The following is a 21868-nucleotide window of genomic DNA, read 5'->3' on the forward strand; positions in this document are numbered from 1 at the left end:
ACCGGCTGCCTGCACCAAGGGAGGTTGGTGCGGGCACATTGGGGGGAGGAGAGAGACGCGATGACGGCAGTTCTGTCGGTCCTGAACATACTGCGCCCGCTCAACACCGGCCTGCTTGCGCTCGGCCGATGGGTGGGCGTTTTTGCCATTGGCCTGATGGTTCTGGCGATCCTGATTCAGGTCTTCTTTCGCTACGTGCTGGGCAGTGCCTTGCCCTGGCCGGATGAGGCCGCGCGGTTCTGCATGTTGTGGATGACCGGCCTGATGGCGCCGACCGCACTGCGCAACGGTGGTTTTGTGGCCATTGATGTTATCGACTCCCTGCTGCGTGGGCGGCTGTTCCACCTGCTGCAGCTGCTGCTATTGGCGATTGGCCTGACCGTGCTGATCGTTGGTATTCAGATCGGATATAGGGAGGTCACCGGTCTTGGTGGGCGGTTTGCCACCGCCTCGCTCTATGTTCCGACCTCTCTCGGTTTTGACAGCTGGCACCGGGTGCCCCGCAGCTGGATGATGCTGTCGCTTGTGGTGGGCCTGGGCCTGCTGATCCTGGTCAATATCGAGCTGATCCTGGAACGCATCGTGCGACTGTTCGGTCAGGGTGATCGCCTGCCGGACCGTCCGGGCATGACCATCGGAGGGGCCGAGTGATGCTGATCTGGTTCCTGCCGCTGTTCCTGTTTCTTCTGCTGATCGGTCTGCCGGTCTTTTTCTGTCTTCTGGCAGCCCCGGGTGCCCTGCTGTGGCTGAATGGCCAAGAACGCGATCTCACCCTGTTGTATCGCAACCTCTATAACGGGATGGACAGCTTTCCGCTGATGGCGATCCCGTTTTTCATGCTGGCGGGCGAGTTGATGAACCGCGGTGGTATCACGGTTCGGCTGGTCGAATTCTCGCAGGCGCTGATGGGTCATCTGCGCGGCGGTCTGGCGCAGGTGAACATCCTGTCGTCGATCTTGTTTGCCGGCCTCTCGGGCTCTGCCGTGGCCGATACCTCGGCGCTGGGTTCCATGCTGATCCCGGCGATGGAGCGCGAAGGCTACAGCCGGAAATTCGCGGCGGCCGTCACCGCTGCCAGTTCGGTGATCGGGCCAATCATTCCGCCATCGGGCATCATGATCATCTATGCCTATGTCATGGGCGAAAGCGTTGCCGCGCTGTTCCTCGCAGGCATCGTTCCGGGTGTTCTGGTCGGCGTCGGCCTGATGATCATGGTCCGCGCCATGGCCGACCGGTATGAGCTGCCGGCCGCACGGCGGGTGGTGTTCGACAGCGTTGAGATCGGCGCGATGGAGCGCTGGTTCTCCTTTGGGCTGGTGCGGCTCAACCTTGGCCTGTTGCTGGCACAGTTTGTCCCGCTGGGCGAGGGGGCCGGAGCGCAGATCAAATGGCTGGTGTTCCTTGGCGCGGTTCTGTTTGCCCATGGGCTGATGCTAGGGCTGCGCCGGATGGTCAGCCCGGCGTTTCGCACCATTTGCAAACGAGCGGTGGTGCCGTTGCAGACGCCTGTCCTGATCCTTGGTGGCATTCTTGCCGGCGTCTTCACCCCGACCGAGGCAGCTGCCGTGGCGGTGGCCTATGCGCTGCTGATCAGCTTTCTGGTGCTGGGGTCGATGCGGCTGGCGGACCTGCCGCAGGTGTTCACGAGGGCGGGGATCACCTCCGCCGTGGTGCTGCTGCTGGTGGGCGCCGCGATGTCGTTCAAGACCGTCGTCAGCCTCAGTCACGCGCCGGAACAGCTGGCGGATTTCATCCTCACCCTCTCGGAAAAACCGCTGATCCTGCTGTTCCTGATCAATCTCTTGCTGTTTGTCGTGGGCATGTTCCTGGATGCGGGCCCTGCGATCATCATCCTTGGCCCGATCCTCGGACCGGTGTTCACCGATCTTGGCGTCGACTCGGTCCATTTTGCCATCATCATGTGTGTGAACCTGACGGTTGGTCTGGCGACACCGCCGATGGGGCTGGTGCTGTTTGTGGCAGCCGCCGTTTCGCAAGAGCGGGTCACAACAATTGCCCGGGCGATCCTGCCCTTTCTTGCGATTGAAATTGCGGTGATCTTTCTGATCACCTTTGTGCCGGCCATTTCGCTGACCATTCCGCGGTTGACCGGATTTCTGAACTAAGGACGACCCGATACCCAGAATAAAAGAGCAACAGGAGGAGACACGAATGCTCAGCAAAATGGTGAAGACACTGGCCCTGTCGGCCCTGATGGCAGGCACCGCGCTGTCGGCCTACGCCGCAGACTACAAGATCCGCGCGACCGCCAATTCCAACGAGAATGACGAGGATTACGACGGTCTGGTCGTGTTCAAGAACTACGTCGAAGCGGCCTCCAATGGCGCAATCGAGGTTGAATTGTTCATCGGCACCCAGCTTTGCTCCAACGGGGCAGAATGCCTGCAAGGCGTCGCGGATGGTTCAATCGACATCTATATTTCCACCTCCGGCGGCGCGTCGGGGTTGTTCCCTTACGTCCAGGTGCTGGATCTGCCCTATCTGATGGCGGATGACCGGATTGCCGAACATGTGCTGTCGGGCGATTTCACCCGCACCATGCGCCGGATGGCACTGGAGGATTCCGGCGATGCGATCCGCCTGATGACCATTGGCAACACCGGCGGCTGGCGCAACTTCGCCAATACCAAACGCCGGGTCGCGGAACCTGCCGACATGGAAGGTCTGAAAATCCGAACGGTCGTCGCCGACCTGCCGCAGGAGCTGGTAAAGGCGCTCGGGGCCTCTCCGACACCGATCCCCTGGCCGGAGCTGTTTACCTCGTTCCAGACCGGCGTGGTCGAAGGCTCCAAGAACGGCATCACCGATATCATGGGCATGAAATTCCCCGACGCTGGCCTGCAATATGTGACGCTGGACGGACACGCCTATATGGGGGCGCTGTGGTGGATGTCGAACCAAACCTTCACCAGTATGCCGGAAGACATGCGGCAGGTCGTGGTCGATGGCTTCTACGCGCTGCAACAGGCCACATTTGCCTCGCCGAAGCGCAAGTCGATCCAGGCCTATGAGGATTTTGTTGCCGGTGGCGGCGATCTCTATGTTCCGACGTCCGAACAGAAGGCGGCGTTCAAATCCGCAGCCGAGCCGGTCTATGACTGGTTCAAATCCAACGTGACGCGCGGCGATGAGATCTTTACCGCGCTGACCGATGCAGTCGCCAAGGCCGAAGCCGACGTCAACGCGGCACGTGCCGCCGATCTGAACTGATCAGTCGGCTGCAACACCAACCGGCGGTGCGGGATCTAGCCGCGCCGCTGCCCCGTTGGCTAGCGAAACGGATACATCCAGACCTTATAGTCCGCGACCAGAACATGCGCTTTCTCGATCTCCGCAGGGGTCATTTTCTTGACCACTTCTTCAAGGCTGATCGCCGCATCGGGATCACCGCCAATGGCCGACAGCGTGTACCACATATAGGCGCGCACCAAGTCGGGGGCGGGCAGTCCACGGCCGATTTCATAGTACCAACCGATACCCGATTGCGCGCCGGGGTGTCCCTTCATGGCGCTGCGCAGATACCATTCAAAGGCCCGCTGGTCGTCACGGTCAACACCCAGCCCCATGGCATACATCACCCCGATCAGCTCTTCAGCGTCTGCGTTGCCGGAGCGCGCTGCTGGCCAGAGCGCCTCGCGCGCAGCCGCAAATTCGCCGGCCTCCATCAGGTCGCGCGCCTGCTCGATTTCGGCCCGCGCAGGCTGCGGGACCAGCAGCGCCAGGCTGCTCGTGGACAGCGCCATCGCGGCCAGAACCGGTTTCCATCTCTTGCGCATGTGCTCTCCTGTGTTGTGCTGGCGTTTGGCCTTTTTGCGGGGTCGGCGGCTGCGACTGATCCGCGGTTTCCGCCGCCGCTGGGGGCAAGCGATTTTCTACCCGTAGACCCCGCAAAGGCCGAGTTGGGTCGGCTGCTATTTTACGACAAGATCCTGTCCGGGAACAGAAATATCAGCTGCGGAACCTGCCATCATCCGCGCCATGGCACCTCTGACGGACTATCCTTAGGCCTTGGAGAAGGCGGCGAGGGGCTGGGCCGGGCGCGGGTTTCCACCAGGGGCCGCAACCGGGTGCAAAAACGCATCCCCCGCAATGCGCCCGCGCTCTGGAACCTCGGGGCAAAATCCATCCGGGTTCTGATGCACGACGGGCGGATCAGCGCGGATCCGGTCTATGGCAATGGCTTCAACACCCCGGCAGAGGAGTGGCTGCCTGACGGGCTGCAATCCCTGCTGGCGGCGCAGGCGCTGTTTCCGATGACGTCCAGCGTGGAAATGGCCGGGAATGTCGGCGAGAATGAAATCATCGGTGCCAGCCGCGACCGGATTGATCTGGCCTGGCCGATCATTGCCAAACGCGTCCGCGGCCTGCCGACATATGCGGCGGGGTTTGTCGCCGCCTTTGATCACATCATGGCGCCTGAGGATGTGCAGATAACCGATATCGCGGAGGCTCTGGCCCAGTTCATGGTGCAGGATTTCACCTCGTTCGACAGCCCGTTTGATGCCTATCTGGCCGGGGATGCGACGGCGCTGACCGCGCAGCAAAAAGCCGGTGCCGATCTGTTTTTTGGCAGCGCCGGATGCAGCGGCTGCCATGCTGGGCCGCTGTTTTCGGATCAGAACTTCTACGCCCTTGGTCTACCGGCCTTTGGCCCCGGTCGCGCGCGCCGCTTTGACCCCTACGTCCGGGATGTCGGTCGAATGGGAGAAAGCGACGATCTGTCAGATGCCTACCGCTTTCGCACGCCGATGCTGCGCAATGTGGAGCTGACCGCGCCTTATGGCCATAATGGCGCTTTTCCGACGCTTGACCGGATGATCCGGCATCACCTCGATCCAGTCGCAAGCCGTTCGGCGTGGACGCCTGACGATCTGCAATTGCCAGATGTGCCCTGGCTGGCCGCCACGGATTTTGTGGTACAGCAGGACCGGTTCGAGATGGCGCGACAGGCGCGCGCGCGGGATATTTATCTACGCCGGGACCTCAGCGATCAGGACATCGCAGCGCTGATCGCTTTCCTCACAGCACTCACCGGGGCAGAGGCCCGCGCCGAAACGTCATCAGTGCCCGCGTCCGTTCCAAGCGGCCTGCCCGTTGATGGGACCAATCGCTGACCGGTCCAGCATTCCGCAATAGGACATGTTCATGCCGGGGCGAGATAGGTGCGAAGTGCCGAACGACAGCCCTGCGCCGTTATGACCTGCATCCAGTGGGAAAACCGCTGAACGAAAGGCACCTCAACCGAAAGATCCGCGTAGATCGCGCTCTGCTGTAGCCAGGCTTCCGGGGCGTGCTGTGCCCGTTCGGCGTGGGTATTACGGACCTCCCAGTCCGGATCGTTTGGCGGGATGAGACTGCCATCTTCGCGAATGCCGGTACACATCCGCGCCCATAGCGCCTCGACAAGACACAAGCCATCAATTGCTCCGGCCTGCTGCACCGCATCGCGCAGGATGGGCAGCACAAAACCGGGATGGCGAGACGAGCCATCATAGGCCACCCGCCGCGTCGTGTCGCGGATCTCCGGGTTGGAAAACCGCGCCTCAATCAGGCTGAGGTAATCGCTCGGCGCAATGTCCGGGACGGCCGCGACATAGGGCAGGATTTCCTCCTGCTGGACCTTGCGAAAGAAGGCCGCCACCAAAGGGTCACCCATACAATCGGCGATGGTCGGGATCGACAATAGCTCGCCGACATTCGCCAGCACCTGATGCCCTGCGTTCAGCACGCGGATCTTCATGCTTTCATAACCGTGCACGTCATCAGTCATAATCGCACCAACTTGATCCCAATCGGGGCGGCCTGCGCAGAAATCATCCTCAATCACCCATTGGCGATAATTCTCATGGGTCACCGGGGCGCTGTCCTCAAGCCCGTATCCGCGCGCCAGTGCCACCTCTGCCGGGCCGGTGGCCGGAACGATGCAATCGACCATGGAGTTCGGAAAGGCTGCGTTCTGATCAATCCATGCCGCAAGCTCGGGATCGGTTTGTCGTGCCAGGGTGACAACGGCGGTGCGGGTGATCTGACCATTGCCCTGCAGATTGTCGCAGCTCTGCACGGTAAAGGCGGGCAGGCTGCGGCTTCTGCGCCGCCTCAGCGCTTCGACGATGGCGCCGAACACGCTGCGAGGATGGCCCGGATGGGCGATGTCGTGACGGATATCCTCGTGTATGAGGTCAAGCCCACCCTGCTGCGGGTCCAGATAATAGCCGCCTTCCGTCACCGTAAGCGATACGATCCTGATCGCGGGGCTCGCCATCGTCGTGATCAGGCTTGTGTTGCCCGCCTCGACGGGGAGAAAGTCGATCATCGGGCCGATCACTTCGGCCGAGCGCCCGGTGGGGTCGAGTTCGATCAAAGTTGTCAGGCAGTCCTGCGCAAGCAGCCGGTCGCGCATTCTGGCGTCGGCGGCGCGCACACCTGCTCCGATAATGCCCCAGTCCATCGCAAGACCGCGCTGCATCAGCGCGTGGAGATACCAGGCCTGATGTGCCCGGTGAAAATTCCCAAGCCCGATATGGACGATGCCGGGCGTGATCTGTGCCCGGTCGTAGCCGGGGCGCGCGATTGTTTGCGGCAATTGTGTCAGGGTGTCATTCGATAGTTTCATGGCCGCTGCCTCCCGCTTGTGTTCCCGCATCAGCTCATCCATTGACCGCCGTCGACATTGTAGGTCTGGGCGACGATATAATTGGCTTCGTCGCTGGCAAGAAAGACTGCCATTCCGGTCAGATCCGATGCGGTGCCCATGCGGCCATAGGGAACGGATTGCGCCACTTCGGCCTTTTTCTGGCCGGGTGCCTTGCCTTCGTATCTGGCGAAGAAAGCATCGACGCCGTCCCAATGCTCGCCCTCGACCACTCCGGGCGCGATGGCGTTCACATTGATGCCATGCGAAATCAGGTTCAGTCCGGCAGATTGGGTGAGGCTGATCACCGCGGCCTTGCTTGCGCAGTAGACCGACACCAGCGGTTCTCCCCGGCGGCCGGCCTGGCTGGCCATGTTGATGATCTTGCCGCCATTGCCCTGCGCGATCATCTGCCGCGCGGCGGCCTGCATCATGAACAACGTGCCGGAGACATTGATATCAAAGGTGCGCTGATAGGCCTCCCGCGTGACCTCGACCAGCGGCGCTGCGGTGAACACGGCGGCATTGTTGATCAGGATATCCAGGCCTCCCAGCGCCTCCACCGTGCGGGCAAGCGCATGGTCAATGCTGGTCTGATCGGTGACATCAAGTTCGATGGCAATGGCGGCGTCGCCGAGACGCGCAGCGGTAGCCTCGGCGCGCGCATGATCGATATCGGCGATGACCACCCGTGCACCTTCGAGCAGATATGCTTCGGCAAAGGCCGCGCCGATGCCACGCGCGGCCCCTGTGATCAGGGCACGTTTTCCAAGCAGCCGCGTCATCCGATCCGCAGCCCGTCAGAGCCGAACCGATGCAGATGCGCCATATCGGGCGTCAGAAAAACGCGCGCTCCATAGCGAAGATCGAGTTCGCCCCCGGCACGAACAGTGAGCGGATCGTCAAAGGCCTCACATTGAACATGAAAAAACGTATCGGAGCCCAGATGCTCGGAAACGCCGATGGTTCCCTCCCACGATCCTTCGGTCTCGGAAATCGCGATGTGCTCGGGTCGAATGCCGATCGTTGCGGCATCCTGCGCCGCTGCCGCCGGTCCGGTCAGCAGGTTCATTCTGGGCGAGCCGATGAAGCCTGCCACAAATACATTGCGCGGTGCGCGATAGAGCTCCAGCGGGCTGCCAACCTGTTCGATGACCCCGGCATTCAGGACCACGATCTTGTCGGCCATGGTCATCGCCTCAACCTGATCATGGGTCACATAGACCATGGTTGTGGCAAGGCGCTTATGCAGTTCGGAGATTTCAAGACGCATCCCGACGCGCAGGGCGGCATCCAGATTGGACAGCGGTTCGTCGAACAGAAAGGCTGCGGGCTCACGCACGATGGCGCGACCGATGGCGACCCGCTGGCGCTGACCGCCGGACAGCTGCCCCGGTCGGCGATCCAGATAATCGGTGAGGTTCAGCGCCGCCGCGGCATTTTCAATGCGTCGCTTCTGCTCATCTGCGGGGATGCCCGCCATCTTCATCGGAAAGGCGATGTTCTTGCGCACTGTCATATGCGGGTAGAGCGCATAGGACTGAAATACCATCGCCAGCCCGCGTTTGGCCGGTGGAATGTCGGTGGCATCCTGCCCGTCGATGCGGATGGTGCCGGTGGTAATATCCTCAAGCCCAGCAATCAGCCGCAGCAGCGTGGACTTGCCGCAACCGGAGGGGCCGACAAAGACGGTGAATTTGCCATCTTCAATGGTCAGGTCCAGCGGCGGGATAACCTCAACGGAGCCAAAGCGCTTGGTCACGCGTTCAAGTTTGATCTGTCCCATGGGGTATCTTCCTTATTTCACGGCGCCGAAGGTCAGGCCGCTGACAAGTTGTTTCTGGCTGAACCAGCCAAGGATGAGGATCGGCGCGATGGCCATGGTCGAGGCGGCTGACAGTTTCGCGTAGAACAGGCCTTCCGGGCTGGAATAGCTGGCGATAAAGGCGGTCAGGGGGGCAGCCTGCGCCGCCGTCAGGTTCAGCGTCCAGAAGGCTTCGTTCCAGGCCAGGATAATATTCAGCAGCAGCGTGGACGCGATGCCGGGGATGGCCATGGGCGTCAGCACATAGAGGATCTCCTCCTTCAGGGTGGCGCCATCCATGCGCGCCGCCTCAAGGATCTCGCCGGGGATTTCCTTGAAGTAGGTGTAAAGCATCCAGACGATGATCGGCAGGTTGATCAGCATCAGCACCACAACCAGGCCAAAGCGGTTGTCCAGAAGACCCATTTTGATGAACAGGATATAGATCGGGTACAGCACGCCGACCGCTGGCAGCATCTTGGTCGAGAGCATCCACAGCAGGATATCCTTGGTCCGTTTCGAGGGTACGAAGGCCATCGACCAGGCGGCGGGAACGGCGATGACTATCCCCAATATGGTGGAGCCGCCGGCAATGATCACCGAGTTCCACAGAAAGCGCATATAGTCGGAGCGCTCCTGGACGATGCTGTAGTTCTCAAGCGTCCAGTCAAAGAACAGGAAGACGGGCGGATCGCTGATGGCCTGTGCCTCGGTCTTGAAGCTGGTCAGAATGGTCCAGAGGATTGGAAAGAAGATCAGCAACCCAACTGCCCAGGCCAGCGCAGTATTGATGGCTTTGCGTCTAGGTGTAACGGCTCGTGCCATGGTGGCCTCCTATGCGTCGAGGTTCTTGCCAACGATGCGCATCAGGAAGATGGCAACGATATTGGCGAGGATGATGGCGTAGACACCACCGGCGGATCCCAATCCGACGTTCTGGCTTTCCAAAACGCGTTGATAGATCAGATAGGTCAGCGTCTTGGTCCCGAACGAGCCTTGGGTGGTGACGAAGATCTCCGCGAAAATCGACAGGAGGAAAATGGTCTGGATCAGCACCACGACGGTAATCGCGCGGCTGAGATGGGGCAGGGTGATATAGCCGAAGCGTGCAACCGGCGGGGCGCCATCCATTTCAGCAGCCTCCAGCTGTTCGCTGTCCAGCGACTGGAGCGCGGTCAGCAGGATCAGCGTGGCAAAGGGCAGCCACTGCCAGCTGACGATCAGGATGATGGATTGCAGCGAGGCCTCGGACAGCCATGACACCGGCTCGGCTCCGAAGGCCTTCCACAGGTGAGCAAAGAGACCGTTCACAGGATCCATGAACATGTTCTTCCAGACCAGCGCAGAGACCGTTGGCATCACGAAAAACGGCGCGATCACCAGAATGCGGACGATGCCCTGTCCCCACATCGGCTGATTAAGCAGCAGCGCGAGGCACACGCCGAGGATCACGGTGATGAGGAGCACTCCACCAACGATGATCAGCGTCGCCTGAACGCTTGGCCAGAACGAGCTGGAGGACAGGAACCGGACGTAGTTGTCAAATCCCACCCAGCCCAGATCGCCACCACGCAGGGGCAGATATTTCTTGAAGGAAAAGTAGAGCGTCATCGTCAGCGGGACCAGCATCCAGCCCAGAAGCAGGATCACTGCGGGGGCCATCATGATGCGTGCTGCCGACCGGGAATGCTGGGTCGCCATGGCAAATCTCCATTCTCGCCGGGGGCTGAGGCCGTCGTGAGCAATATTGGCTTGTTAGTTCCGGGGGGCCAGAGGGCGGCCAGATCGTGGCGCCGCCCTCTGGGAGGGAGGAGGCGTCAGTACCCTGCCGCTTCCATTTCGTCTGCGGCCAGCGCCTGCGCCTTGGCCAGCGCCTCGTCAGCGGTCTGTTGCCCGGCGAGGGCCGCCGAGAACTCCTGACCGACCTCGGTCGCAATGCCTGCGAACTCTGGGATTGCCGCAAACTGGATCCCAACATAGGGCACCGGATCAACCGTCGGATTGTTCGGATCCGCCGACAGGATGCTGTCCAGTGTCATCTTGGCAAAGGGGATATCCTTGTAGTTCGGGTTGTCATAGAGCGAGGTCCGCGCACCCGGCGGGACATTGGCCCAGCCTTCTTTCTCGGCGACCAGCTCTATATAGTCCTTCGAAGTGGCCCATTGGATGAATTCCTTTGCGGCGGCCTCCTTCTGTGTTCCTGCCGGAATGGCCAGCGCCCAGGCCCAGAGCCAGTTGCTGCGTTTGCCGAGCCCGGTATCCGGCGCGAGGGCAAAGCCGACTTTGTCTGCGACGGTGGAATCATTCGGATTGGTCACGAAAGACGCCGCAACTGTGGCGTCGATCCACATGCCGCATTTGCCCTGCTGGAACAGCGAAAGGTTTTCGTTGAACCCGTTGCCCGATGCCCCGGGAGGGCCTGCGTCATTCATCAGGTCGATGTAGAAATTGAGCGTGTTCGACCAGGCATCACTGTCGAACTGAGGCACCCAGTTTTCATCGAACCAGCGCGCACCAAAGGAGTTGGACATCGCTGTAAGGAAGGCCGCATTCTCCCCCCAGCCGGCTTTCCCGCGCAGGCAGATGCCATAGATTTCATTGTCCCTGTCGGTCATCTGACGTGCCGCATCGGCGACAAAGTCCCAGGTCGGTGCACTGGGCATTTCAAGACCGGCCTTTTCCATCAGGTCGGTGCGATACATGATCATGGAGCTTTCGCCGTAGAACGGCGCCGCATAAAGCGTGCCGTCATGGGACAGGCCACCCCGCATGGCGGGTAGGATATCGTCTACGTCATACTCGGCAGGCAGATCATCCAGAGGGACCAGCCAGCCGTTCTTGCCCCAGATCGGGGTTTCGTACATGCCGATGGTCATGATGTCGAACTGACCGCCCTTGGCCGAGATGTCGGTGGTGACACGCTGCCGCAGCACGTTTTCCTCAAGCGTGACCCATTCCACCTCATGGCCGGTCTTGGCGGTAAAATCCTCTGTCAGCCCCTGCATTCGGATCATGTCGCCGTTGTTCACGGTGGCGATTGTGATCGTATCGGCAAAGGCGGCGGTGCTGGCAAAAACGGTCAAGGCCGTTGCCGCATGCAATGCGCTCTTAAGGTACATCCTTATCCTCCCATGATTGGATGTTGCCACGTGAGGATACCGGAACGGATCATCGCGCGTCAATTTAAATTTAACGCGCGTAAAGTTTTGAAAGAGCTGGATGAATGGGAGTGCCTATGCGGATCCGCGCATGACCAGCTGTCCGTCAAACAGAATTTCCCGGCGGGGCGCCGCCGCCGCGCTGCCTTCGATTCGGGCCACCAGTGTTTCGGCACTGGTGCGGGCGATTGCGGTGTAATCCTGCGAAACGGTTGTCAGCGTCGGGCAGGTGTAGCGGGAAAACGGGTGGTCATCATGCCCTGCGATCCGCAGGGCGCAGCCATCCCCAAGGCCGACGCGCAGCCCCTGCTGATAGGCAGCGGACAACAGCCCGATGGCTAGCCGGTCATTGCTGCACAGGATGGTATCGGTTTGCGGTCGCTGACCAGACAGCACCCGGGTGCCCTCGCGAAAGCCGATCTCTTCAAAATCCCAGCCGTCACCTTCGACCTGGATCAGCTCGGGTTCGTGACCCAGCTGTTGCATCGCGGAAATATAGGCGTTGCGCCGTTTCACCGCATTGGGGTTCGTCGGCGTCTTCATCTCGAAAAAGGCTGGCGCATCGCCAGTGCGGCACAGATACTCCACGATCGTGCCGATACTCTGTTGATTGTTCGAGCCGATGAAGGCGGCACCGGTCTCTTCCAGATTGGCATCAAACAGGACGGTCGGCACCTCTTCGCAGAACTGCCGGATCTGCGGGACCTCGGACCCGCGCCCAAGGGGCGCCAGCAGCGCACCGGCGGGTTTGAGCATACGCAGATTGGTCAGGTTCTCCAATTCCTGTGACGGCGTGCCGTTTGATCCCAGCAATACCGGCCGATAGCCTGCGGCGATGACATGATCTTCGATATGGCCGGCGATCTTGGCAAAGAACGGATCGGTGAGATTTGGAACCACGATGCCGATGGTCTTGGTCAGCCGCCGGTTCTGGTTCATCGCATAGAGATTGGGCCGGTAGTCGAATTTCTCCAGCGCATCTTCAATCCGCTTGCGTGTCGAGGTGCGAACGCTGGCCGGATCGTTGAAGAACTTCGACAGCGTCGGGCGGGAGATGCCGCTAACGGCCGCGAATTCATCCATGTTCTTGATCTTGGGATCACTCATCAGTCGCGGTCCTTGTTGTCGTCCTTGGGCGTACGGAGAGGGGGCGTCCGGGGGCATCCTTGCGGTCTGAATGCCAGCGCCCGTCGCCGCAGTGCGCCGCGCAGGATGTGGACTGTGTCACGCAAGTTGACGCGCGTCAAATTCCTTGCGGGTGCTCCGGCAGTAGTATCACCCTGATCTGTAGCGGAGGAATGGTAGGCCCGGCAGGATTCGAACCTGCAACCAAAGCGTTATGAGCGCTCTGCTCTAACCGTTGAGCTACAGGCCCGCCACAGGTTGGTTAGGAAATGGGGCAGCCAAGGTCAAGCGGTGATTGCAGAGGGCGCCGGTGTTTCCGCCGCTTGGGGCCGCAGCAGGGCGTCCAGCCGTGCCACGGTGTGTTCGATGGTCAGGTCCCGGCGGCGGTCTGGCGTGCGGCGCGACGGGTAGACGGCAAACACGTCCTTCAAAGGGGCTTCAAAGCCGGGAAGAACCTGTTCGTATTCCCCGCTGGCCAGCTGATCCTCCACCATGAAACGGGGCGCGCGGGTATAGCCGGAGCCGCTGCTGACGGCGCGCATGATCAGGTCCGGGTCGTCGGCGGTGAAACCAACCTGCACCGGTGCCGGGTATTCCTGCCCGCCGCGGCGCAGCGGAAAGAAGCCGCGGGTCTGATCCTCGTGGTGCTGAATGAACTTGAGTCGTTTCAGCTCCTCCGGCGTTTGCGGGCGACCTTCGCGGTCCAGATAGTCCGGGGTGGCAAACAGCACTGTTTCCAGAGTGGAGATCTTGCGTCCAAATCCGTCTGTGTCGCCCAGCCTCCCGGTGCGGATCGCAAGGTCGTAGCCTTCGCGCACCACATGGACCAGCCGGTCCTCCAGCCGCATCACGATATTCAGGTCCGGGTGTTCGCGGTTCAGATCCAAAAGCATCGGCCCAATCACACTGCGCCCCAGAAAGGAGTTCACGCTGATGCGGAAGGTGCCGGAGACGCTGCCTTCCAGGGCGTCCACTTCCGCTGTCATGCGGTTGTAGCCGGACAGCAGGGCCTGCGCATGGCTGAACACCAGATCGCCTGCGCGGGTGGCGTGAATGCCCTTGGCGGTGCGATGCAGCAATTGCTGGCCCATCAGCGCCTCTAGTTGCTTGATCTGCTGACTAACTGCAGACTGGGTAATGCCGCGGCGCTGGGCAGTGCGGTTCAGGCTGCCTTCGTCCAGGGCGATGGTGAAGGTTTCCAGCAGCGTCAGTTTGTCCATGGTGGCCTATAAGAGTTGCTAATAACAGTTATCGGTGCTGCCGGGCTGCAAGCCGTGAAATTACGGCCTTAAGTCCGGTGCACGGGAATATTTCCTGAAACAGATATTGGAGTTTCTTATGACAATCAATCGCAGGGCATTTCTGGGCGGGCTGGTAGCGGCCCCCGCGGCAGTGGCAACCGGGTTCGCGGGCGGCAGCTGGGCTTGGGCGGCAGAAGGGGCTGTAACGGCGAGCCCGGTTATCCACGCATTCACACTTGGGGATGCCAGAATCACGGTATTGCTGGATGGCCACTTGCCGCTGGGGACGCAGCTCTTCAACGACTACGATGCTGCCAAGGCCGAAACCGTCCTGGCACAGGGCCTGCACCGGCTTCAGAACGATGCGTTGCAGATCCCTGTCAACGGCTACCTGGTGGAGCGGGGCGGGAAGAAGCTGTTGATCGACACCGGGACCGCGCAGCTGATGGGGCCGGGGCTGGGGGCGCTGGGTGCCGGACTGGCCGCAGCGGGCGTCGCGCCGGAGAGTATTGATACTGTACTCTTGACCCATATCCACCCGGATCATTCCGGCGGGCTGATCACGCCCGACGGTGATGCGGCCTTTGCCAGTGCTGAGCTGGTCGTGGCGCAGCGGGAATGGGATTTCTGGCATGACGATGCCATCATGGCGGGCGTACCGCAAAGCAACCGCGGTTTCTTTGAAATGGCGCGCCGCACGGTTGCCCCCTATGCGGACCGCCTGCGCCTCCTACAGGGCGAGGGCGAGGCCGCGCCTGGCTTCACCGCGCTGGAACTGCCGGGCCATACGCCGGGCCATACCGGCTTCATGCTGGATGCGGGCGGCGAGGGGTTGCTGTTCTGGGGTGACCTGATCCACAGCGCCGCGCTGCAGTTCGCGCTGCCGGAGTGGACCATCGCCTTTGACACCGATCCGGCCCAGACCGCTCAGACACGGCGGCGGATGATGGACCGGGCGGCGGCGGACAACCTGCTGGTCACTGGCGCGCATCTCGACTTCCCGGCGCTGGGCCGGGTGCTGCGGCAGGGGGACGCCTTTGCCTATCAGGCAGCGCCTTGGCAGTTTGGCATCTGAGACAGCTGTCCCGTCTTGAACAACAGCCTGCTGCGCCGTCCGGGATGGCGCAGCGGATTCCCTAGTTCCCTTCTGATGCGCCTTGCGCTAAAGGCTGCCCAACGTCTTTGAAGGAGCACTGAGATGACCAGCGGCAAGAACGGTTTGACCTACGCGGACGCGGGGGTGGATATTGATGCAGGCAACGCTTTGGTGGACCGCATCAAGCCCGCCGCGAAACGGACCAACCGTTCTGGCGTGATGAGCGGCCTTGGCGGCTTTGGCGCGCTGTTCGATCTGAAGGACGCAGGCTACAGCGACCCCATTCTGGTTGGCGCCACCGATGGTGTCGGCACCAAACTGCGGATTGCCATCGACACCGGTGTGGTGGATGGCGTTGGCATCGACCTGGTGGCGATGTGCGTCAACGATCTGGTCTGCCAGGGTGCTGAGCCGCTGTTCTTCCTCGACTATTTCGCAACCGGCAAGCTGGAAACCGACGTGGCGGCCCGCATCATCGAAGGCATCGCCGAGGGCTGCGTGCGCTCTGGCTGTGCGCTGATCGGCGGTGAGACGGCCGAAATGCCGGGCATGTACCCCGCAGGGGATTTCGACCTGGCCGGCTTTGCGGTGGGCGCAATGGAACGCGGCAGCGCGCTGCCTGCCGACGTGCAAGAAGGCGACGTGCTTCTGGGGCTGGCCTCTGACGGCGTGCACTCCAACGGTTACTCGCTGGTGCGCAAGCTGGTTGACGTCTCCGGCCTCGGCTGGGACGCGGACTGCCCCTTCGGCGAGGGCACGCTGGGTGCGGCGCTGCTGACGCCGACCCGTCTTTATGTAAAACAATGCCTGGCTGCGGTGCGGGCGGGCGGCGTTCATGCGCTGGCTCATATCACCGGCGGTGGTCTGACCGAAAACCTGCCGCGTGTCCTGCCCGAGGATCTGGGCGCTGACATCGACCTGAATGCCTGGGACTTGCCGCCCGTGTTCAAATGGATGGCCGAGACTGGCGGTATTGCCGAGGCAGAGATGCTGAAGACCTTCAACTGCGGCATTGGCATGATCCTGTCTGTCTCTGCCGACCGCGCGGATGAACTGGTGAAGGTGCTGGAAACCGAGGGCGAGACCGTCTCGCGTCTGGGCACCGTCACAGCAGGCGCCGGTATGCGCTATTCGGGCAAGCTGCTGTGAGCCACAAGAAGGTCGCGATCCTGATTTCGGGCGGCGGCTCCAACATGGTGTCGCTGGTCGAAAGCATGACCGGCGATCATCCGGCGCGGCCCTGTCTGGTCTTGTCCAACATCGCCAGCGCCGGTGGCCTGACTAAGGCTGCCGCCGCAGGCATTCCAACTGCGGTGGTGGACCACAAACCCTATGGCAAGGATCGCGCCGCATTTGAGGCGGAACTCGTCAAGCCGATCCTTGCCTCCGGCGCGGATATCGTCTGTCTGGCGGGGTTCATGCGCGTTCTGACTGATGGTTTTGTATCGCAGTTTCAGGGGCGGATGCTGAATATTCACCCCTCGCTGCTGCCGAAATACACCGGTCTCAACACCCATGCACGGGCACTCGCGGCGGGCGACCGCCAGCATGGCTGCACCGTACATGAGGTGACGGCCGTGCTCGACGACGGGCCGATCCTGGGGCAGGCGCGGGTCGATGTCGCTGCTGACGACACGCCGGAGAGCCTGGCCGCAAAAGTTCTGGTGCAGGAGCATCAGCTCTATCCGGCCGTGTTGCGTCGCTATGCCGCCGGAGATCGCACGCCAGTCTATCTGCCCTGACGATCTGCCCCGACGACTATCTTCCCGGTCTAATTGCTCGGTCCTGGCATAGGCAGTGTCGCGCTGTTGCCATGCCAGTCCGGCGTCGCCCCCTGTGGTGACGGGGCCATCAGGGCGGGCAGGCCAAGCACCAGGACAAGCGCCACTGCTGCCAGGCTGGCGGCGGACAACCCGGGGCAGGCGAGGGCAAGGGGGCTGGTTTCACAGGGGGTCAGGGCGGTCATCGGTCATGCTCCTTTTTGGCTATATGACCAACCTAGCCATCCGTTAGGTATTCCGAAAATGAATGTTTGATTGCCCTGTCATCACGTAAATTGAACATTGTCAGCGACTGTGCGCCTGCTACATCACGGCGGGGCTGAAATCCTCTGGCCCCCTCTGCACATGTTTGCATTGACCGGGACAAGCGCGTATCACGGCCCAATAATTCAGATAAAGAAAAAGCCGTAATTGATGAAAACTCTGACCTCTACCGAAGAACTGCAGGCCTTCTGCGAAGCTGCAGCGCAGCACGCCTATGTCACGGTGGATACCGAGTTTCTGCGTGAACGGACATATTATTCCAAGCTCTGCCTGATTCAGCTGGCCTTCTCCGGTGACGGAGAGACTGACGCCGTTCTGGTTGATCCGCTGGCTGATGGGATTTCTCTGGAACCGCTCTATGCGTTGTTTCGCAACGAGAATGTGGTCAAGGTGTTCCATGCCGCGCGGCAGGATCTGGAAATCTTCTGGGTTGACGCGCAGGTCTTTCCCAAGCCGCTGTTTGACACGCAGGTCGCGGCGATGGTCTGCGGCTTTGGCGAACAGGTGGGCTATGAGACACTGGTGCGCAAGATCGCCAAACAGGGGGTCGACAAGACTTCGCGGTTTACCGACTGGTCGCGTCGCCCGCTGAGCGAGGCGCAGAAAACCTATGCGCTGGCGGATGTGACCCATCTGCGCCAGATCTACGAACATCTCGCGGCCGAGCTGCAGCGCACCGAACGCGCCCATTGGGTGGCTGAAGAGCTGCAGGTGCTCACCGATCCGGCGACCTATGATGTCGACCCGCAAGAGGCGTGGCGGCGCGTGAAAACCCGCACCAATTCCGGCAAATTCCTTGCAATCGTGCGCGAGCTGGCGGCTTTTCGCGAGAGCTACGCCAAGACCAACAATGTCCCGCGCAACCGTGTGTTCAAGGATGACGCCTTGGTGGAGCTGGCCTCGACCAAGCCGAAGAACAGCTCAGACCTCGGCAATTCGCGGTTGCTGCTGCGCGAGGCCCGCAAGGGCGCAATCGCCGAAGGCATCCTTCAGGCGGTTGCCAAGGGCGTGAACTGCCCGACGGGATCACAGCCGCAACCGGATCGCAGCCGTGAGAAAATGCAGGTGAATCCGGCGCTCGCCGATCTGCTGCGGGTGCTCCTGAAGGCCAAGACCGAGGCCTCCGGTGTTGCGGCCAAGTTGATTGCCCCCAGCTCCGATCTGGACGCCATCGCGGCCGGTCAGCGCGATGTTCCCGCGCTTAATGGCTGGCGTCACGAGGTGTTTGGCGCCGATGCGCTGCGTCTCTGCAACGGCGAGATCGCGCTGGCTGCAAAGGGGCAATACGTGAAGGTTGTAACCCTCTGATCGCTGCCCGATCACGTCGCCGGGGCACCGGGACATAAAACAATAAAGGCGCCCGTTGCAGGCGCCTTTTGCATATTCAGCCTATGTTGGGCGTGAACCTCAGCGGCGGCTTTCGCGTGCGTTCTGTGCGGCGACAACCCGGATGCTGCGTACGCTGGAAAGCTCCTGCTTGCTGAGGCTGAAAGCAGCCCGCAAGGTCCGGGTGCGGTCGCTGCCGACAGCCGTCCGATACTCGGGGTAGGTGGCGCGGAATGTGAAATCCAGCGTGTCGTCACGGGTGCGCACGTCTCGATCGGCCTCGTCCAGGCGCAGCTCGACCCCATAGGCGCCCTGCCGCGCGGCAATGCCGGTAGCATAGACGATTGCGCCGGTTGGCGTGCGTTCCACCCGCATCTCGCTGACGCTTTGCACCAGCACACTGTTGTCCACCGCATCGGGGCGGGCAAAGACGCTGACGCGGGTCTTCACCGGGATCAGCGGATTGACCGGCTCACCGCTGGTCTCCTGCACCTCGACCTCATCGGAGCCGCCAAACCAGTTCAACGGGTTCACCCGCGAATCGCGAAACCCACAGCCAGATAGCGCCACGGCTCCAATCAGGAGGAGTGCGAGAGATCGTTGCATGATGGTTCACCCGTTCGATATGTCCTCGCATGTGGTTACCCGATTGCAAGCCACTTGAAAAGCAGTTGAAAAGCCATTGTTTGCGCCTTAGGTCCAGCGGTGCCGGTGGTTGCGTCGATCAGCGCAGGACACCGGGCCGCAAAACCAGACGAGGAACACCCCCATGGCCAGTGCCGCCTTTGAAGAGATTGTCGAAGATTTCGAGTTTCTCGACGATTGGGAAGATCGCTACCGCCATGTCATCGAGCAGGGCAAGGCGATGGATCCGCTGGAAGACGCGCTGAAGGTGCCCGCAACCAAGGTTGACGGCTGCGCCAGTCAGGTCTGGCTGCATCCCACCATCGAAAACGGTGTGTTCCGCTTCGATGGTGAAAGCGACGCGATGATCGTGCGCGGGCTGATCGCGGTATTGCGTGCGCTGTATAACGGCCTCTCCCTTGAGGAGGTGCTGGCGGTCGACGCGCGGGCCGAACTGGCGCGGCTGGGTCTCAATGATCATCTGTCGGCGCAGCGTTCAAATGGGCTGACTGCCATGGTCCAGCGCATTCGCGAAACGGCAGCGGCGGCCGTCTGATCCAGCGGGCCGGTCCCGGGTGATCATCGCCCGTCATCGGGCCGCGCCTTCGCCACCGCGATCCCGCGAATGAAGGTGGTCAATGAACGTACGCAGCAGGGTGACACGCCGGGGGCGAAAGCTTTCTCCGGTCTTGCTGTAACCATCAATCCGGGTCACATGGAAACTGCGGAAATCCTCGCGTTTGCAGCACCAGGCCAGCAGCATCACGCTGCGGTCGTGATAGGATAGCGCCAGCGGATAGATCCGCCGCGTGGTCCGGGCGTCTTTCAGGTCGCGATAACCTATATCCAGCGCCTCCTCCGCCCACATCGCTTCGCGCAGGAGGGTCATGTCAATGGTGGGTTTGGCCGGTGCATAATAGCGATGGACCAGATTGACCGCATGCATGGCCTGCCGCTGCTGGCGTTCGGGCAATGTTGCGAGGATCTTGACCAGCGCATCTGTCGCTGCCTTCGCCAGATCGGGGTCGCCGCGCTGATTCACATCCGACAGCCCAAGGGTCAGCGCTTCCAGCTCGATCTGGGAAAAGGTCTGCGGCGGCAGCGCCGGATCTTCGGTCATCGTATAACCCAGCCCCGCCTCTCCCTCGATCCGCGCCCCTGCCGCGCGCAGGCTGTCGATGTCACGGTAGATCGTACGCTCCGACACCTCCATCGCGGCGGCAAGCCGGGCCGCCGTGACCGGCGGGCGCAACCCCCGGATCAGATGCAGCAGACGAAAAAGGCGATCTGTTTTAGGCATGGGTCCATCTATCCGCAAACATCCTGACAGAATTTGGCAGGAGGGTAGTCGCATATCACTACCATCAGCAACATAACAAATGGAAAGTCATTGAAATGCCGACGCTTTATCATTGCCCCAACAGCCGCTCCTCTCGTGTCATTGCGCAGCTTATGCTCATCGGCAAACTGGATGCGGTCGAGGTCGTTCCCGTCAGCGTAGAGCGCTTTGATGGCACCGGTCGCCGTGATCCACGCAATCCTCATCCCGAGGGGAAAGTCCCCTATCTGGTCACCGATGAGGGGCAGGGTGTCCGTGAGAGCGCTGCCATCATGATGTATCTGGATGAGCTGTACGGTCAGCCGCTCAGCCCCAAGATCGGCGCGCCGGATCGTGGCCGCTATCTCAGCTGGATGACCTACGCCGGCGGCGTGCTGGATCCGGTTCTGGTGGCGGCCTTCTCAGGCTTGGATCATCCGGCCATCAATGGGGCATATCGCGGTTTGGCTGAAGTCTGCACGGCGCTGGAAACAGCGCTGGCCGAAGGTGACTTCCTGCTGGGCGATACGCTCTGCCTCGCCGATATCCTGTTGGCGTCGCCATTTCAGTGGGCGCCGCATCTGATGCCCGACAGCGCCGTGATCAAGGCCTGGGTGGAGCGGGTCAGCGCCGCGCAGGACGGTCAGGCCATCGCGGCCTACGAGGCCGAAACAACCGCGCAGTTGAGCGCGCTGGAAGACGCCTGAGCAGGTCAGGGCAGCCACCCATTCCGATAAACCTGCGGCGCGCGGTCTAATCGCGCGCCGTCTTATCGCTCCAGGCCAGCACCGCGGTTTTCAGATCCCCATACCCGGTGTGGCGATGTTCAAACGCCAGCCCCATGCGCTTGGCGCAAAGTTCAGCTTTCTCAACCAGTGCCGGATCATCGATCTGCGACTGGTAAACCAGCTTGGTGTAGTTGCCGAACACCATGTCCCGCAGTTCCGGGTGCTTATCCAATCCCATCGGCCGCCAGACAAAGGCGTCGAATTGCTTCACCAGAAAATCCGTCAGGTAAAAGGCGGTGATCTCTCCGGCCTCGCCATGGGCGGTAAATTTGTCGTTGCCTTCGAAGAACGAATAGCAATGCGGGCCGGCAATCATCTCGACACCGAGCTCGGCGCATTTGCGCTCCAGCGCGCCGCCCGTACCGCAATCGGCATAGACGACATAGATGCTGTCATAGACGCGGGAATGTTTGGCGACGGCCCCGTCCACCGCATCAACAATCTGTTCAGGGTAAAGGTGCAGCTTGGCCGGCAGGCAGGTGAGATCAATGTGATCAAGCCCGTTGGCATCTTTGATAGCCAGAATTTCCCGGGCCAGCGCACCGCAGGCAATCAACAGGATACGGCCCGTTTTTCTCAAAGGTGCGGCTAGGCCCCGCTCGGTGAGGGAGGTTTCCTCAAGCGACCGCCCGGTGGGCGGTTGGAACGCCGCCCGCTCAGTCAGGCGGGCGGCGCGTCCTTTGCGTGCCAA

23 protein-coding genes and 1 tRNA gene are annotated in these 21868 nt (G+C 61.4%); 10 read left to right on the forward strand and 14 right to left on the reverse strand.

All coding sequences use genetic code 11. The features are described 5' to 3' along the window. The first annotated feature begins 60 nt into the window (after nt 1-60). The 3 genes from VWY34_RS10870 to dctP are packed head-to-tail and all read left to right on the forward strand — an operon-like array spanning nt 61 to nt 3231. The gene (locus VWY34_RS10870; RefSeq protein WP_416536124.1) at nt 61-651 is read left to right on the forward strand and encodes a TRAP transporter small permease; all 591 of its coding nucleotides are present in this window, start codon (nt 61-63) and stop codon (nt 649-651) included. Further along, on the forward strand, nt 651-2126 hold the full coding sequence (locus tag VWY34_RS10875; protein WP_416544262.1) for a TRAP transporter large permease: 1476 nt from the start codon (nt 651-653) through the stop codon (nt 2124-2126). The genes VWY34_RS10870 and VWY34_RS10875 overlap by 1 nt, the downstream gene beginning before the upstream one ends. 46 nt (nt 2127-2172) lie before the next feature. Further along, the gene (gene dctP / locus VWY34_RS10880; RefSeq protein ID WP_416536122.1) at nt 2173-3231 is read left to right on the forward strand and encodes a TRAP transporter substrate-binding protein DctP; all 1059 of its coding nucleotides are present in this window, start codon (nt 2173-2175) and stop codon (nt 3229-3231) included. A gap of 59 nt (nt 3232-3290) precedes the next feature. Here the strand turns inward: dctP and VWY34_RS10885 are convergent, their stop codons facing one another. Beyond that, nucleotides 3291-3764 (reverse strand): tetratricopeptide repeat protein, encoded by a 474-nt coding sequence (locus VWY34_RS10885; protein ID WP_416544385.1) that lies wholly within the window; start codon nt 3762-3764, stop codon nt 3291-3293. A gap of 33 nt (nt 3765-3797) precedes the next feature. Here VWY34_RS10885 and VWY34_RS10890 point away from each other — a divergent pair, with 33 nt between their 5' ends. Continuing rightward, nucleotides 3798-5135, forward strand: a complete 1338-nt coding sequence (locus VWY34_RS10890; RefSeq protein WP_416544263.1) for a cytochrome-c peroxidase — start codon at nt 3798-3800, stop codon at nt 5133-5135. 29 nt (nt 5136-5164) lie between these two features. On the opposite strand, the gene VWY34_RS10895 is transcribed toward VWY34_RS10890, so the two are convergent. The 9 genes from VWY34_RS10895 to VWY34_RS10935 form a co-directional block, all read right to left on the reverse strand. Next, nucleotides 5165-6634, reverse strand: a complete 1470-nt coding sequence (locus tag VWY34_RS10895) for a mannitol dehydrogenase family protein (RefSeq protein ID WP_416544264.1) — start codon at nt 6632-6634, stop codon at nt 5165-5167. Between the two features lie 29 nt (nt 6635-6663). Next, nucleotides 6664-7437, reverse strand: a complete 774-nt coding sequence (locus VWY34_RS10900; RefSeq protein WP_416544265.1) for an L-iditol 2-dehydrogenase — start codon at nt 7435-7437, stop codon at nt 6664-6666. Next, complete coding sequence (locus VWY34_RS10905; RefSeq protein ID WP_416544266.1) at nt 7434-8438, reverse strand: ABC transporter ATP-binding protein; 1005 nt, start codon at nt 8436-8438, stop codon at nt 7434-7436. The genes VWY34_RS10900 and VWY34_RS10905 overlap by 4 nt, the downstream gene beginning before the upstream one ends. 12 nt (nt 8439-8450) lie before the next feature. Next, nucleotides 8451-9281: a carbohydrate ABC transporter permease gene (locus VWY34_RS10910; protein WP_340545371.1), complete on the reverse strand. Its 831-nt coding sequence runs from the start codon at nt 9279-9281 to the stop codon at nt 8451-8453. 9 nt (nt 9282-9290) lie between these two features. After that, entirely contained in the window at nt 9291-10157 is an 867-nt protein-coding gene (locus tag VWY34_RS10915; RefSeq protein ID WP_416544267.1) for a carbohydrate ABC transporter permease, read from the reverse strand. 116 nt (nt 10158-10273) lie between these two features. Continuing rightward, the gene (locus tag VWY34_RS10920) at nt 10274-11575 is read right to left on the reverse strand and encodes an ABC transporter substrate-binding protein (protein ID WP_340545373.1); all 1302 of its coding nucleotides are present in this window, start codon (nt 11573-11575) and stop codon (nt 10274-10276) included. 114 nt (nt 11576-11689) lie between these two features. Then, complete coding sequence (locus VWY34_RS10925) at nt 11690-12721, reverse strand: LacI family DNA-binding transcriptional regulator (protein ID WP_340545374.1); 1032 nt, start codon at nt 12719-12721, stop codon at nt 11690-11692. A gap of 192 nt (nt 12722-12913) precedes the next feature. After that, nucleotides 12914-12989 (reverse strand) — tRNA-Ile (locus tag VWY34_RS10930). 34 nt (nt 12990-13023) lie between these two features. After that, on the reverse strand, nt 13024-13959 hold the full coding sequence (locus VWY34_RS10935; protein WP_416544268.1) for a LysR family transcriptional regulator: 936 nt from the start codon (nt 13957-13959) through the stop codon (nt 13024-13026). A 118-nt stretch (nt 13960-14077) separates the two neighbouring features. Here VWY34_RS10935 and VWY34_RS10940 point away from each other — a divergent pair, with 118 nt between their 5' ends. From VWY34_RS10940 to purN, 3 genes are all read left to right on the forward strand, one after another. After that, entirely contained in the window at nt 14078-15055 is a 978-nt protein-coding gene (locus VWY34_RS10940; protein WP_416544269.1) for an MBL fold metallo-hydrolase, read from the forward strand. 123 nt (nt 15056-15178) lie between these two features. After that, entirely contained in the window at nt 15179-16225 is a 1047-nt protein-coding gene (gene purM / locus VWY34_RS10945; protein WP_416540276.1) for a phosphoribosylformylglycinamidine cyclo-ligase, read from the forward strand. Continuing rightward, complete coding sequence (gene purN, locus VWY34_RS10950; RefSeq protein WP_340545378.1) at nt 16222-16818, forward strand: phosphoribosylglycinamide formyltransferase; 597 nt, start codon at nt 16222-16224, stop codon at nt 16816-16818. The genes purM and purN overlap by 4 nt, the downstream gene beginning before the upstream one ends. 29 nt (nt 16819-16847) lie before the next feature. On the opposite strand, the gene VWY34_RS10955 is transcribed toward purN, so the two are convergent. Beyond that, on the reverse strand, nt 16848-17042 hold the full coding sequence (locus tag VWY34_RS10955) for a hypothetical protein (RefSeq protein WP_416544270.1): 195 nt from the start codon (nt 17040-17042) through the stop codon (nt 16848-16850). Between the two features lie 229 nt (nt 17043-17271). Between VWY34_RS10955 and rnd the strand changes: the two genes are divergently transcribed. Then, nucleotides 17272-18429, forward strand: a complete 1158-nt coding sequence (gene rnd, locus VWY34_RS10960; RefSeq protein ID WP_416544272.1) for a ribonuclease D — start codon at nt 17272-17274, stop codon at nt 18427-18429. A gap of 99 nt (nt 18430-18528) precedes the next feature. Here rnd and VWY34_RS10965 read toward each other — a convergent pair whose 3' ends face one another. Beyond that, a complete protein-coding gene (locus tag VWY34_RS10965) occupies nt 18529-19053 on the reverse strand; it encodes a hypothetical protein (protein ID WP_416544274.1) in 525 nt (174 codons plus the stop codon). Between the two features lie 163 nt (nt 19054-19216). On the opposite strand from VWY34_RS10965, the gene VWY34_RS10970 reads away from it, so the two are divergent. After that, nucleotides 19217-19627: a SufE family protein gene (locus VWY34_RS10970; protein ID WP_416544276.1), complete on the forward strand. Its 411-nt coding sequence runs from the start codon at nt 19217-19219 to the stop codon at nt 19625-19627. Between the two features lie 33 nt (nt 19628-19660). Here the strand turns inward: VWY34_RS10970 and VWY34_RS10975 are convergent, their stop codons facing one another. Further along, the gene (locus tag VWY34_RS10975) at nt 19661-20371 is read right to left on the reverse strand and encodes a helix-turn-helix transcriptional regulator (RefSeq protein ID WP_416544278.1); all 711 of its coding nucleotides are present in this window, start codon (nt 20369-20371) and stop codon (nt 19661-19663) included. A 95-nt stretch (nt 20372-20466) separates the two neighbouring features. Here VWY34_RS10975 and VWY34_RS10980 point away from each other — a divergent pair, with 95 nt between their 5' ends. Further along, nucleotides 20467-21096 (forward strand): glutathione S-transferase family protein, encoded by a 630-nt coding sequence (locus tag VWY34_RS10980; RefSeq protein WP_416536106.1) that lies wholly within the window; start codon nt 20467-20469, stop codon nt 21094-21096. Between the two features lie 46 nt (nt 21097-21142). Here the strand turns inward: VWY34_RS10980 and VWY34_RS10985 are convergent, their stop codons facing one another. Beyond that, nucleotides 21143-21868, reverse strand: coding sequence for a DUF1638 domain-containing protein (locus tag VWY34_RS10985; protein WP_416544280.1), 726 nt, complete (start codon nt 21866-21868; stop codon nt 21143-21145).

Origin of the sequence: Phaeobacter sp. JH20_02 (genome assembly GCF_048056915.1) — a bacterium.
Taxonomy (GTDB): domain Bacteria; phylum Pseudomonadota; class Alphaproteobacteria; order Rhodobacterales; family Rhodobacteraceae; genus Phaeobacter; species Phaeobacter bryozoorum.

Bases quoted from the DNA above. Each gene is read 5' to 3' on its own strand.
- VWY34_RS10975 (WP_416544278.1), bottom strand. From the start codon at position 20,371: ATGCCTAAAACAGATCGCCTTTTTCGTCTGCTGCATCTGATCCGGGGG.
- VWY34_RS10925 (WP_340545374.1), bottom strand. From the start codon at position 12,721: ATGAGTGATCCCAAGATCAAGAACATGGATGAATTCGCGGCCGTTAGC.
- VWY34_RS10900 (WP_416544265.1), bottom strand. From the start codon at position 7,437: ATGACGCGGCTGCTTGGAAAACGTGCCCTGATCACAGGGGCCGCGCGT.
- rnd (WP_416544272.1), top strand. From the start codon at position 17,272: ATGAAAACTCTGACCTCTACCGAAGAACTGCAGGCCTTCTGCGAAGCT.
- VWY34_RS10955 (WP_416544270.1), bottom strand. From the start codon at position 17,042: ATGACCGCCCTGACCCCCTGTGAAACCAGCCCCCTTGCCCTCGCCTGC.
- dctP (WP_416536122.1), top strand. From the start codon at position 2,173: ATGCTCAGCAAAATGGTGAAGACACTGGCCCTGTCGGCCCTGATGGCA.
- VWY34_RS10980 (WP_416536106.1), top strand. From the start codon at position 20,467: ATGCCGACGCTTTATCATTGCCCCAACAGCCGCTCCTCTCGTGTCATT.
- VWY34_RS10885 (WP_416544385.1), bottom strand. From the start codon at position 3,764: ATGGCGCTGTCCACGAGCAGCCTGGCGCTGCTGGTCCCGCAGCCTGCG.
- VWY34_RS10875 (WP_416544262.1), top strand. From the start codon at position 651: ATGCTGATCTGGTTCCTGCCGCTGTTCCTGTTTCTTCTGCTGATCGGT.
- VWY34_RS10965 (WP_416544274.1), bottom strand. From the start codon at position 19,053: ATGCAACGATCTCTCGCACTCCTCCTGATTGGAGCCGTGGCGCTATCT.
- VWY34_RS10940 (WP_416544269.1), top strand. From the start codon at position 14,078: ATGACAATCAATCGCAGGGCATTTCTGGGCGGGCTGGTAGCGGCCCCC.
- VWY34_RS10895 (WP_416544264.1), bottom strand. From the start codon at position 6,634: ATGAAACTATCGAATGACACCCTGACACAATTGCCGCAAACAATCGCG.
- VWY34_RS10970 (WP_416544276.1), top strand. From the start codon at position 19,217: ATGGCCAGTGCCGCCTTTGAAGAGATTGTCGAAGATTTCGAGTTTCTC.
- VWY34_RS10905 (WP_416544266.1), bottom strand. From the start codon at position 8,438: ATGGGACAGATCAAACTTGAACGCGTGACCAAGCGCTTTGGCTCCGTT.
- VWY34_RS10920 (WP_340545373.1), bottom strand. From the start codon at position 11,575: ATGTACCTTAAGAGCGCATTGCATGCGGCAACGGCCTTGACCGTTTTT.
- VWY34_RS10935 (WP_416544268.1), bottom strand. From the start codon at position 13,959: ATGGACAAACTGACGCTGCTGGAAACCTTCACCATCGCCCTGGACGAA.
- VWY34_RS10910 (WP_340545371.1), bottom strand. From the start codon at position 9,281: ATGGCACGAGCCGTTACACCTAGACGCAAAGCCATCAATACTGCGCTG.
- VWY34_RS10870 (WP_416536124.1), top strand. From the start codon at position 61: ATGACGGCAGTTCTGTCGGTCCTGAACATACTGCGCCCGCTCAACACC.
- purM (WP_416540276.1), top strand. From the start codon at position 15,179: ATGACCAGCGGCAAGAACGGTTTGACCTACGCGGACGCGGGGGTGGAT.
- VWY34_RS10915 (WP_416544267.1), bottom strand. From the start codon at position 10,157: ATGGCGACCCAGCATTCCCGGTCGGCAGCACGCATCATGATGGCCCCC.